Source organism: Streptomyces wuyuanensis, assembly GCF_900103455.1.
Taxonomy (GTDB): domain Bacteria; phylum Actinomycetota; class Actinomycetes; order Streptomycetales; family Streptomycetaceae; genus Streptomyces; species Streptomyces wuyuanensis.
Map to the genome: position 1 here is coordinate 139942 of NZ_FNHI01000016.1, position 11870 is coordinate 151811.

9 protein-coding genes are annotated in these 11870 nt (G+C 72.9%); 8 read left to right on the forward strand and 1 reads right to left on the reverse strand.

The genetic code is table 11. The features are described from left to right. Window positions 1–120: 120 nt before the first annotated feature. The 8 genes from BLT82_RS23330 to BLT82_RS23365 all read left to right on the forward strand — a co-directional run bounded on the left by BLT82_RS23330 (window position 121) and on the right by BLT82_RS23365 (window position 10413). A complete protein-coding gene (locus tag BLT82_RS23330; protein ID WP_244292097.1) occupies window positions 121–585 on the forward strand; it encodes an ATP-binding protein in 465 nt (154 codons plus the stop codon). A 5-nt stretch (window positions 586–590) separates the two neighbouring features. After that, the gene (locus BLT82_RS23335) at window positions 591–995 is read left to right on the forward strand and encodes a hypothetical protein (RefSeq protein ID WP_093657995.1); all 405 of its coding nucleotides are present in this window, start codon (window positions 591–593) and stop codon (window positions 993–995) included. Between the two features lie 169 nt (window positions 996–1164). Next, on the forward strand, window positions 1165–1731 hold the full coding sequence (locus tag BLT82_RS23340) for a nucleotide triphosphate diphosphatase NUDT15 (RefSeq protein WP_093657997.1): 567 nt from the start codon (window positions 1165–1167) through the stop codon (window positions 1729–1731). Next, window positions 1728–3434, forward strand: coding sequence for a sigma-70 family RNA polymerase sigma factor (locus BLT82_RS23345; RefSeq protein ID WP_208868012.1), 1707 nt, complete (start codon window positions 1728–1730; stop codon window positions 3432–3434). The genes BLT82_RS23340 and BLT82_RS23345 overlap by 4 nt, the downstream gene beginning before the upstream one ends. 598 nt (window positions 3435–4032) lie before the next feature. After that, window positions 4033–4260, forward strand: a complete 228-nt coding sequence (locus tag BLT82_RS23350; protein ID WP_093658099.1) for a type A2 lantipeptide — start codon at window positions 4033–4035, stop codon at window positions 4258–4260. Between the two features lie 96 nt (window positions 4261–4356). Then, window positions 4357–5295 (forward strand): HlyD family efflux transporter periplasmic adaptor subunit, encoded by a 939-nt coding sequence (locus tag BLT82_RS23355; protein WP_093657999.1) that lies wholly within the window; start codon window positions 4357–4359, stop codon window positions 5293–5295. A 140-nt stretch (window positions 5296–5435) separates the two neighbouring features. Further along, a complete protein-coding gene (locus BLT82_RS23360; protein WP_244292104.1) occupies window positions 5436–7553 on the forward strand; it encodes an NHLP family bacteriocin export ABC transporter peptidase/permease/ATPase subunit in 2118 nt (705 codons plus the stop codon). A 1-nt stretch (window position 7554) separates the two neighbouring features. Beyond that, window positions 7555–10413, forward strand: a complete 2859-nt coding sequence (locus BLT82_RS23365; protein ID WP_093658001.1) for an NHLP bacteriocin export ABC transporter permease/ATPase subunit — start codon at window positions 7555–7557, stop codon at window positions 10411–10413. A 266-nt stretch (window positions 10414–10679) separates the two neighbouring features. Here BLT82_RS23365 and BLT82_RS23370 read toward each other — a convergent pair whose 3' ends face one another. Further along, window positions 10680–11807 carry a S1 family peptidase gene (locus BLT82_RS23370; protein WP_093658103.1) on the reverse strand — a complete coding sequence of 376 codons (1128 nt, stop codon included), beginning with the start codon at window positions 11805–11807 and terminating at the stop codon, window positions 10680–10682. Between the last annotated feature and the right edge of the window lie 63 nt (window positions 11808–11870).

Sequence of the window (11870 nt, forward strand, 5' to 3'; positions counted from 1 at the left end):
CCTCTTGCCAAGTGTCGGCTTCGGGGGGAGAGTGACTCGGTGAACCAGTTCACGAGGCTGCCGCGCCTTGCCCGGGGAGAGGCATGTACGGCACTGCTTCCCCACCGTTAAGGATTGGTCGTGGCTCCTGGTAACACGCTCAGGCCCGTGCTCGCGGTGCCGCGTCAGCCGGCCTCCTCAGTGCCGGCGATCCGCCGCTTCGGGTTCGAGCTCCCCGGCCGGGCCGACTCGGTCGCGCGCGCCAGGCACCTGATCCAGGAGCGCATGATGCGCTGGGGCGTCGACAGGAGCCACTTCGACACGGTGGCGCTGGTCGCCTCCGAACTGTTCACGAATGCCGTGGTGCACACCGCGAGCCGGCGCGTCCTGTGCGAACTGCACGACGTGCCGGGCCAGTTGCGCATAGCGGTGCAGGACGAGGGCTGCCCGCCGGGCGAGCCGCGCCTGCGCCGCGACTCCGCCGAGGAGGGCGGGCGCGGACTGCTGCTGGTGGACGCCGTCAGCAGCGCCTGGGGAGCGCACGACGCGCACCCCGGCCCGGGCCGTGTCGTCTGGGCCGAGCTGGCGCTGGGGCGGCCGTGCTGAGGTCGATGGCCGGCCTGCTCTCCCGGGGGCGTGACGAAACCCGCGGACAGCTGCGTCTCGACCTCCCGCCGGGACTGCCCGCCGCTCTCGGCCACGACGCTGTCGGCCTGCCCGCACGGCACGGCCGGCGGCTGCTGTCGCGGCTCCCCCACACGGGCTGTGTCTACTCGGACACGGAATGGATGTGGTGGATCGTCCCGGCGGGCTCCGATCAGGACCTGGCGTGGCCGCTGCCCGCCTACTACTCCCGCGGCGCGTACGTACCGGCCGAGGGCCCCCGGCTGATCCACCGGCCCGACGGCCCCAGCCCCTACACACCGCCCATCCCGCTGTACCTCATGGTCTGCCAGATCACCGGCGTGGCGCCCGCATGGGCACGCTACGGAGCCAGGAGCACACAGGGAGTGTGAGCACCCGGGCCGACCACCGGCCCGTACGCCTGCGGAGTGCCACCGCCTGCCACGCTCGACTGCGGCGTTTCGCGACACTCGGGACAAACGCGTACGGCACCGAGTCCGACGCGTCACACCGCCCCGGAGTCCATCACGGACGGGATTCGAAACCTCGTACGATCCCCGCATGGTGACCCACTCCCCCGGCCCCGCCCCGGACGAGCGACCCGCCCGCGCGTTTCCCGCACCCAACTGCCTGACCGGCGTCGGCATGATCGTCGTCGATCCCGGCGGGCGTGTCCTGCTCGGCCTGGACCACCACGGGCGCTGGGAGCTGCCCGGCGGCAAGGTGGATCCCGGCGAGAGCTTCGAGCGGGCGGGGGCCAGGGAGCTGGCCGAGGAGACGGGACTGAGGGTCCGCGAGGAGGACGTGACCGTCGTCGCCGTGGTCATGGACGGGAAGCGGGGGGTGACCCGGATCTCCGCCGCCGGTCTCGTCACGGGGGTGGAGGGCGAGCCGGAGGTCACCGAGCCGGACAAGATCGTGCGCTGGCAGTGGCACGAACCGGCCGACATTCCGGGCGAACTGTTCGAACCCTCCGCCGCGGTCCTGCGCGCCTGGCGTGCGGATCTAACACTCCCGGCTGTTTCTGCGTACTCCTATCCGATTTCTGTTATCGGGAGGGAGGCAGGGCGTCTCCCAGGTGTCGGAGGAGACACGTCCCAGCCCAGGAAGAGAGTGGACACAGCGTGAGCAGCGAACGCGAAGCCGCGGTGATCATGGCGGCGCAGGCCGGTGACCAGCACGCCCAGGACCGGCTCGTCGCCGAGTACCTTCCGCTGGTCTACAACATCGTGGGCCGTGCCCTGAACGGCCACGCGGACGTGGACGACGTGGTGCAGGAGACGATGCTCCGGGTCCTCGGCGGCCTGGACGGTCTGCGCAGCCCGGACAGCTTCCGCAGCTGGCTGGTCGCCATCACCATGAACCAGATACGCGGCCACTGGCGCGAGCGCCGCGCGGGCGCGATACCCGGGGCCGGGGGGCTGGAGGACGCGTACGACGTCGTCGACCCCGGCGCGGACTTCGTGGACCTGACCATCACCCGGCTCGGCCTCTCCGGTCAGCGACGGGAGACGGCCGAGGCGACCCGCTGGCTGGACGAGGACGACCGCGCCCTGCTGTCGCTGTGGTGGCTGGAGGCCGCCGGGGAACTGTCCCGGGAGGAGGTCGCCGCCGCGCTGGAACTGTCCCCGCAGCACACGGCGGTACGGGTGCAGCGCATGAAGGCCCAGCTGGAGACGGCCCGCGTGGTGGTCCGCGCGCTGTCCGCCGACCCCGGCTGCGTGCTGCTGGAGCCGATCGTCGCGAGCTGGGACGGACTGCCCTCCGCCCTGTGGCGCAAGCGGATCGCCCGGCACGCCCGGGGCTGCACGGCCTGTTCGGGCCACTGGTCGGGACTGGTGCCCGCCGAGGGGCTCCTCGTGGGCCTCGCCCTGGTGCCGGTGGCGGCGTCGCTGGCGGCCTTCGCCCCGCAGGCCCCAAACCTGGCGGCCACGGCGTCGTTCGGCGGCCCGGCGCGCACGGGCGGCAGCCCGGGTGCCGGCCACGCCCAGGGCGCCCCGTACGGCCCGTACGCGACCGGCTCCGGCCGCGACGGTGCCGGCGGACCGGCGGCGGAATCGCTGGGATCCGGCGAGGCGGCCGGAGCCGGGTCGGCCCGCACGCAGGCGCGTCTGGAGCGTGCACGGCGGCGGCGCCGCGCCACGGCCGTCGCCGCCGCGGTCGCCGCGCTGGTCACCGCGGGCGGCGCCGCCCATCTCCTGCTCGGCCCCGAGAAGTCCGAGGAGCCGGCCTCCACCGTGGCCGCCCCGGCCTCCCCCGAGCAGCCGTCGTCCCCCTCGCGGTCCGCCTCCGCCTCTCCGTCGCTCTCCGCGTCCCCCTCGCCCAGCCCGAGCGTGAGCGCCTCCCCGAGCAAGTCGGCGAAGCCGAAGCCCAAGCCGAGCACGGCGAAGCCGAAGCCGAAGCCGACGCCCACCCGCGAGGCGCCCGACCCGGAGCCCCCGCTGCCGAGCGGTGACGTCGAGCAGGTCGTGGCCCTGGTCAACGCCGAACGCGCCAAGGCGGGGTGCGGCCCGGTGCGCAGCAACGACAAGCTCGAGACGGCCGCGCGGCGCCACTCCCAGGACATGGCGGCCCGCGGCTACTTCGACCACACCAGCCCGGACGGCACCGACCCCGGCGACCGCATCACCGCCGCCGGCTACCGGTGGAGCACGTACGGGGAGAACATCGCGCGGGGCCAGCAGAGCCCGTCGTCGGTGATGGACTCGTGGATGAACAGTCCGGGCCACCGGGCCAACATCCTCAACTGCTCGTTCAAGGAGCTGGGCGTCGGCATCCACGACGCCTCCGGCGGGCCGTGGTGGACGCAGGCGTTCGGCACCTCCCTCTGACGGTCCCGTGGGCCGCCCCCTCGGGGCGGCCCACGCGCCGTCCGCATCCCGCCCCCACCCCGGTCGAGGCCCCTCGTGCCCGGCGGCCACCCGCCCCGGCCCGGCGAGAGGCGAGACCCGCCCGCACGGACGGACGCAGCGGCCCGGGCCGGTGCCCGACGCCCCTTCATGCCGACCGGAACAGAGTCTTCCGTAAACCTGCACACCGAACACTCAACCGATACACGGCGATTGGCCTCCGCCCGCAGCGCCCCGCGAGGTTGGCGGCCCGCTGATCCATTGGGACCGGAGTGTCCGATTCCGCACCGGACCGTCATTTCACCCGGACGGAATTGAGCCGGTGAAACTTGTGAAGAAGTCGCCACCGCCGCGTGGACGCACCTGCACGCGAACTTGATTCCCTGACGGATCGGGCGCCGACCGGGCGCCCGGGGATTGGATGTTGGGTCCGTCGTCGTGCTTTGATCCTGCGCACTGCGGGAGTTGCACACGAGTTCCCGGTTTCGAGGACCCGCACGCCCGCCGTGAGCGGCCGGTACGTAATCCGGCGGGGCCGGCCGTGACCCTTGGAAATATCCACATGAAGGGAAGCTTCATCATGAACTTCACCCCCCAGGTCGAGACCGCTGAGATCTCCGACGCCGACCTCGACAACGTCTCCGGCGGTCTGCACAGCGCCGTTGCCGCCGGTGCGGTTTCCGGTCTGACCTCCACCGTCGACGGCATCGTCCCGGCCTCGGCCCTCGTGGGCTCCGTCGTCGGCACCGTCGAGGGTGCGACCGGCCTGAACACCGGTGCCGTCACCGGTCTCGTCGCCGGCCTCTGAGCACGGCCTGAGTGAGCCCCGGAACCTTCCCCGTTCCGGGGCTCACCGCGCTTTTCACCCCCGGACCCGGACACATGCAGTCGAGGGAAGAGTTACGTGCAGTTCCGCCAAAGGGCCCTTTCCAAGCTGCAATCCCCGGAAGAAATCGATCTGCCGGTCCGCTTCGCCCGCCCGCAGGGCTGGCTCGTCCTCACCGTCACGGTGATCGCGATGGCGGCGGCCACATTCTGGGCGATAAACGGTTCCGTTTCGTCCACGGTGCGTGCACCGGGCATTCTCACGCACGCCCAGGGCAGTTATGTCCTGCAGAGTCCGGTCGCGGGGCAGGTGACCGAAGTGCTCGCCGAGGAGGGCAAGAGCCTCCCGGCCGGCGCCCCGCTGCTTCGGGTGCGCACCTCCGGCGACCGGGCCGAGAGCGAGCCCGCCGAGGGCGGCGCCGACGGCACGGGCGGCGCCGGATCGGACTCCGGCGAGGATTCCGGCACCGGCGGGGGAAGTGGGGAGGGCGGAAGCGGAGACGGCGGCCGGAAGAAGGACGGCACCGTCGTGCGTACCCTCGCCGCGGGCCGCGTCACCTCCCTCGTCGCCACCATCGGAGCCGTCGTCACCACCGGCGCGGACGTCGCCGTCCTTGAACGCGTGGACGACGGGCGCTCCCCGCTGAGGGCGATGCTCTACCTCTCCGCCGACAACGGCACGGCCGTCCCCGTCGGCGCACGGGTCGACCTCACCGTCCAGTCGGTGCCCTCCCAGCAGTACGGAGTGCTGCGCGGCCGCGTCAAGGCCGTCGGCCGGACCTCGCAGAGCCGGCAGCAGATCGCCGGCTTCCTCGGCGACGGCCAGCTCGCCGAGCAGTTCTCCCGCCAGGGCCGGCCCGTGGCCGTCCTGGTCGAACTCGACCGCTCGACCCGCACCGAGTCGGGGTACGCCTGGTCGTCCGCCGACGGACCGCCGTACGCCATCGAGTCCATGACCCCGGCCGGCGGCGCGATCCGCCTGGCCGACCAGCGCCCGATCGATTGGCTGCTCCCGTGACGGCTCCCTCCCCCACCACCCCGCGCGACGGCGGCGCGCGCCGCGGCGACAATCCGCGGCGTGCGAACCCGCGCCGGGCGGCCCGCAAGCCCGCCGCGCCCGCGAAGCAGAAGAGCGTCCGCACCCCCACCGTGCTCCAGATGGAGGCCGTGGAGTGCGGTGCCGCCGCGCTCGCCATGGTGCTCGGCCACTACGGCCGGCACGTGCCCCTGGAGGAGCTGCGGATCGCCTGCGGTGTCTCCCGCGACGGCTCGCGTGCGAGCAACATCCTCAAAGCGGCCCGCAGTTACGGTCTCCAGGCCAAGGGCATGCAGATGGAGCCGGCCGCGCTCGCCGGAGTCCGGGCGCCGGCCATCCTGTTCTGGGAGTTCAACCACTACGTCGTCTACGACGGCATGGGCCGCCGGCTCGGCCGCCGCGGGGTGCACATCAACGACCCGGACAAGGGCCGCCGGTTCGTGTCCATGGAGGACTTCGACACCAGCTTCACCGGAGTGGTGCTGGTCTTCGAACCCGGCGACGGCTTCCGCCGCGGCGGCCGCAAGCCCGGCGTCCTGCGCTCCGTGCCCGCCCGGTTGCGCGGCACCACCGGCACGATGGCCGCCGCGCTGCTCGCCAGCCTGCTGCTGGTCGCGGTCGGCGCGGCGCTGCCCGCGCTGAGCCGTACGTACATCGACATGTACCTGGTGGGGCGCCAGACCTCCCTGCTGGGGGTCCTCTTCGCCTCGATGGCGGCGATGGTCGCGCTGACGGCCGTGCTGACCGGACTCCAGCAGGCGAACCTGCTGCGCGGCCGCATCATCTCGTCCACACTGGGCAGCGCCCGGTTCTTCCGGCATCTGCTCAGGCTCCCCGTCACGTTCTTCGGCCAGCGAAGTCCCGCCGACCTCGTGCAGCGGCTGCAGTCGAACGACGCGGTCGCCGAGACCCTGGCCCGTGACCTCACCGCGTTCGGCGTCGACGGCGTCGTCGTCGTCCTGTACGCGCTGCTGCTGTGGACCTACGACCCCCAGCTCACCGTGGTCGGGGTGCTCGTCGCGCTGCTGAACGTGGTCGCCATGCGGGTCGTGGTCCGGCTGCGGGCGACACGTACCCAGAAGCTGCGCGCCGACAGCGCCCGGCTGACGAACACCTCGTACACCGGCATCCAGCTGATCGAGACGATGAAGGCGACCGGTGGCGAGAACGGCTACTTCCGACGCTGGGCCGGACAGCACGCCATCACGCTGGAGGAACAGCAGCGGCTCGGTGTGCCGAGCGCGGTGCTCGCCGTCGTGGCCCCCACCCTGGCCACGCTGAACAGCGCGCTGATCCTGTGGATCGGTGGGCTGCGGGCGGTCGAGGGCCACATCTCGATCGGTCTGCTCGTGGCCTTCCAGGCCCTCGTGACCCGGTTCACCGCGCCGATCACCCGCCTCAACGGCATGGCGTCGCGCATCCAGGACTTCGCCGCCGACGTGGCCCGGCTGAAGGACGTGGAGAACTTCCCGGCCGACGGGCTGTACACCCGCCCCGAGCCCCCCGCGAGCACCCGCAGGCTGCGCGGCCACGTCACGCTGGAGAACATCACCTTCGGCTACAGTCCGCTGGACAAGCCGCTGCTCACCGGCTTCTCGCTGTCGGTCGGTCCGGGCAGCCAGGTCGCGCTCGTCGGCGGCTCCGGCAGCGGCAAGTCCACCGTCTCCCGACTCATCGCGGGGCTCTACAGCCCGTGGGAGGGCGTCATCCGCATCGACGGGCGGCGGCTGGACGAGATCCCGCGCGGCGCGCTCGCCGCCTCCGTCTCCTTCGTCGACCAGGACGTGTTCCTGTTCGAGGGCACGGTGCGCGACAACGTCGCCCTGTGGGATCCGTCGATCACCGACGAGGCCGTCGTCGACGCGCTGAAGGACGCCCAGTTGTACGACGTGGTCGCGCGTCGGCCCGGCGGCGTCCACGGCCGGGTCGAGCAGGACGGCCGCAACTTCTCGGGCGGGCAGCGGCAGCGGCTGGAGATCGCCCGGGCGCTGGTGCGCCGGCCCAGTGTGCTGGTGCTGGACGAGGTGACCAGCGCGCTCGACGCGGAGACCGAGCAGTTGATCATCGACAATCTGCGCCGCCGCGGCTGTGCCTGCGTGGTGATCGCCCACCGGCTGAGCACCGTGCGCGACAGCGACGAGATCGTCGTGCTCGACCACGGCACGGTCGTGGAGCGCGGGCGGCACGAGGAACTGGTCGCACGCGGGGGCGCGTACGCCGAACTGGTCAAGGAGCACTGAGGTGATCCCCGTACAGCCCGGACACCACTCCGGGTCCGCGCATCCCGACGACGCGGTGCTCGCTGCGTTCGGCGGTCTCGGGCAGCACGTCGACTGCGCCGGGCTCCGTAGTCTGCCGCTGGAGGGGCCGCAGGTGCTGTGGCTGCTGGTCGACGGCGCGCTGGACCTGTTCGCGGTCGACGCGGCCCAGCAGGGGCACTGGCACTTCCTCGGACGGCTGGAGAAGGGCACGCTGTTGCTCGGCCCGGTGGAGGGCCCCCAGCACACGCTCGTCGCCCGGCCGTTGCAGGGGTGCGTGCTGCGCCGCATCCCGCTGCTGGAGCTCCAGCCGCAGTCCGGGTACGGCGACGCCTGGTCGTACCAGAGCCAGTACGACAGCCAGGACGGGACCCTCAGCCTGCTGGAGCACGCGTTCGCGCTCGGCGTCGGGCGCGGTCAGCGGGTGCTCTTCGAGGCACCGCTGGACGGGCGGACGACGGACGACGACGCGGTGACGGACGACGACGTCCTGTGGCTGCCGGTCTTCCCCGGCAGTGTGCAGTACGGCGCCGCGTTCAGCGCGGACGCAGCCGCCGATCTGCTCGTCGACGGCGCCCTGTGGCAGCAGATGGTCAACCAGCAGTACCGGCTGCTGTCGGGGCTCGATCGCTGGATCGAGCGGATGGAGCGGGCCCACGAGGACCGGGCCGCCGCCGGGATCAAGGCCGGGGAGGCGGTGCGCGCGGGCGCCGACCAGGCGCTTCTGGCGTCCATCGGCCGCTCCCGCAGGGCCTCTTCGGCCCGCTCCCGGGGTGCGGTCCCCGACGACGCCGTGTACGCGGTGTGCAGGCTCGTCGCCTCCGCGGCGGGCATCACGCTCGCCGAACTCGCCCGGGGCGGACCGGTCGACGAGCGGACCGGCCCGGTGGAGCGCATCGCGCTCGCCTCCCGGGTGCGTACCCGTGCCGTCCGGCTCGACGGCCGCTGGTGGCGGGAGGACTGCGGCCCGCTGGTGGGTCACCGGGCCAAGTCCGGGGCGCCGGTGGCGCTGCTGTGGCGGCGCGGCGGCTACCAGGCGGTGAACCCGGCCACCGGCAGCCGCATCCGCGTCGACGAGGAGAACGCCGAGGAGTTCGAGCAGCGCGCCGTGATGTTCTACCGGCCCCTGCCGGAGCGGCCGCTCGGCCTGTGGCGGCTGATGCGCTTCAGCCTCCGCGGCTCGCGCACGGACGTGCGGAACCTGGCCGTCGCGGGGCTGGTCGCGGTCGTCCTGGGCGCGCTGGTGCCGATCGCCACCGGGAAGGTGCTCGGTGTGTACGTGCCGAACGCCCAGACCGACCTGATCGTCCAGGTGTCGGTGGCCGTGATGGCCGCCGGGGCCGTCTCGGCCGTGTTCATGCTGATGCAGAACCTCACCGTGCTGCGGATGGAGGGCCGGATCGAGAGCACGCTGCAGCCCGCCGTGTGGGACCGGCTGCTGCGGCTGCCGACGAAGTTCTTCGCGGAGCGCTCCACCGGCGAGCTGGCGAGCGCGGCGATGGGCATCAGCGCCATCCGGCGACTGCTGTCGGGTGTGGGGCCGGTCGTCGTCCAGGCGAGCACGGTCGGGGCGATGAACATGGTGCTGCTGCTGGTGTACAGCGTTCCGCTGGCGCTCGCGGCCATCGGCATGCTGCTGGTGATCGGTGCCGTGTTCCTGGGCATGGGGCTGTGGCAGCTGCGCTGGCAGCGCCGGCTGGTGGAGCTGAACAACAAGCTGAACAACCAGGCGTTCCAGACCCTGCGGGGACTGCCCAAGCTCCGGGTCGCGGCGGCGGAGAGCTTCGCGTACGCGGCGTGGGCGAAGCAGTTCGCGCGGAGCCGGGAGCTGCACCGGCGCGCGGGCCGGATCCGCAATCTGACGACGGTCCTCGACGCGGTCTATCTGCCGCTGAGCGCGCTGATCATGTTCATGCTGCTGGCGGGCCCGGCGAGCGGCAGTCTGACGGCGGGTGAGTTCCTGACGTTCCACACGGCCGTGACGATGATGCTGACGTCCGTGACGCAGCTCACCGGTGCGCTGGTCTCGGCCGCCGCCGTCCTGCCCATGTTCGAACAGATCAAACCGGTCCTGGACGAGGCCCCGGAGGTACGGGGGACCAGCACCCAGCCGGGTGAGCTGTCCGGGGCGATCGAGGCCCGCAAGGTGTCGTTCCGGTACACCGACGACGGGCCGCTCGTCCTCGACGACGTGTCCCTGAACGTCCGGCCGGGAGAGTTCGTCGCGATCGCCGGCCCCAGCGGCTGCGGCAAGTCGACGCTGCTGCGGATGCTGATCGGCTTCGACCGTCCCGCCTCCGGCAGCGTGCTGTACGACGGCCAGGACCTGGCCGCCCTTGACCAGGCTGCCGTACGCCGCCAGTGCGGTGTCGTACTGCAGAACGCCCAGCCGTTCACCGGATCGATCCTCGACTGCATCCGGGGCGCGGAGCCCTTCACCGAGGAGGAGGCGTGGGCGGCCGCCGAGATGGCGGGGCTCGCCGAGGACATCCGCCGGATGCCCATGGGCATGCAGACCATGATCTCCGGAAGCGGCGCGATCTCCGGCGGGCAGCGGCAGCGGCTGATGATCGCCCAGGCACTGGTACGCCGCCCGCGGGTGCTGTTCTTCGACGAGGCGACGAGCGCCCTCGACAACGCGACCCAGCGGATCGTCACCGAGAGCACGCGCGCGCTGCGCGCCACCCGGGTGGTCATCGCCCACCGGCTGTCGACGGTGATGGACGCCGACCGGGTGATCGTCATGTCCGAGGGCCGCGTGGTGCAGCAGGGCCCGCCGGCCCGGTTGCTGGGGGACGTGGGCGGCCGGCTGCACGAGCTGGTGCGGCGGCAGATGATCTGACGGCAGGGCAGGGCGCCGGGCCGGATCGGAGCCGGCCCGGGCCCCGGAAGCGGCACCGGCGCCGCGCCCCGGTGTGCGGGGAGATGCCGGATGACGCGTGTGCGTGGGCGTGCCGGTCACCCGGTGCGCACTGCCGCGCGGTGCGCGTCGCACGCCGTGCGGTCCGGTACGGGGCGCGGTCCGGTACGCGTCGTACGGGACGCGGCGGTGCGGCGCGGCCGGGCGGTTGCCGCACGATCGGGCCGTGCGGCACGGTCCCACGGCCGTCAGGCGGTGTGGAGGGTCAGCCCGTACCGGCCGAGGATCTCGTTGACCGGCTGGAACCAGGTGTTGCCGCCCGTGCTGCAGTTGCCCCAGCCCCCGGACGTCACGCCCTGGGCCTGGTCGCCGCTGATGAACGAGCCGCCCGAGTCGCCGCCCTCGGCGCAGACATCGGTCCTCGTCATCTGGTGGACGGCTCCCTGGCTGTAGTTGACGGTCTCGTTCTTGCCCAGCACCGTGCCGCAGTGCCAGCGGGTGGTCGACCCCGAGCGGCAGATCGAGGCGCCGACCGGGGCCTCCCAGGAGCCGCGGACGAGCCGGTCGGGGGTCTGCCCCCAGCCGAGCACCACGGGGACGGTCCACCAGCCGTGGCCGGTGCTCACCCACGCATAGTCGTCGCCGGGGAAGGACGAGCCCTGGAACGTGCCCATGTCGGAGCCGTCCCAGCCGCGGACGAAGCTCCCGGGCCGGCCGCAGTGACCGGCGGTGACGAAGCCGCCGTGCACCGAGAAGCCTATGGAGCAGCGGACGTTGCCGGTGTAGTACGGGTCGCCGCCGACGACCCCCGCGGCCAGCGTGGCGGGTGTCTGCCGTACCGGTTCGACCTTCACCGGACCGGCCTCGCGGGCCCGGTCGAGGAAGGCCCGGACGGCCGGGTCGGACTCCTCGCCACGGACGACTCCGACGACGACCGCGTTGTCCCGGGGGTCGACGTACCAGTTGCCGACACCGGCGGGCGCGCCGAGCGTGTCGATGCGCTTCCTGGCGGCGTCGAGCCGCGCGGCGCTGTGCCGTACGAGCCACGCGTCGGCACCCGTCGCCCGTACGGCTGCCGCCTTGTGACGGTCCGTCACGGCGACGGTCAGCCGGCCGGTGGCGGCGTCGAACCAGGATCCCGCGTAGGCGGCGCCGGCGGCCCGTACCGCCTTGGGCTCCACGGCGAAGGCCGCCTTCTCCCTGGCGAGACGGTGACGGGCCTCCGTCTCGGTGAGTCCGAGGTCGCGCTGCATGGCGGCGAGCAGTCCCGCCGACGCGGGGGCCCGGGTTGACGGTTCGGCCGGGGTGTCGGCGGCCGCCGGGGCGAGAGCGGCGCCGCCCCAGGCGCCGAGGACGAGGGCGGCGGACAGGGCGATACGGCGCCAGGTGCGGGAGCGGGGGTGGCGCCCCGGCCCGCGGCCGGCGCGGGCGTCCGCACC

What these genes read in the sequence shown, in the direction of transcription:
- BLT82_RS23335 (WP_093657995.1), top strand. Translation starts at nt 591, where the DNA reads ATGGCCGGCCTGCTCTCCCGGGGGCGTGACGAAACCCGCGGACAGCTG.
- BLT82_RS23340 (WP_093657997.1), top strand. Translation starts at nt 1,165, where the DNA reads ATGGTGACCCACTCCCCCGGCCCCGCCCCGGACGAGCGACCCGCCCGC.
- BLT82_RS23350 (WP_093658099.1), top strand. Translation starts at nt 4,033, where the DNA reads ATGAACTTCACCCCCCAGGTCGAGACCGCTGAGATCTCCGACGCCGAC.
- BLT82_RS23360 (WP_244292104.1), top strand. Translation starts at nt 5,436, where the DNA reads ATGGAGGCCGTGGAGTGCGGTGCCGCCGCGCTCGCCATGGTGCTCGGC.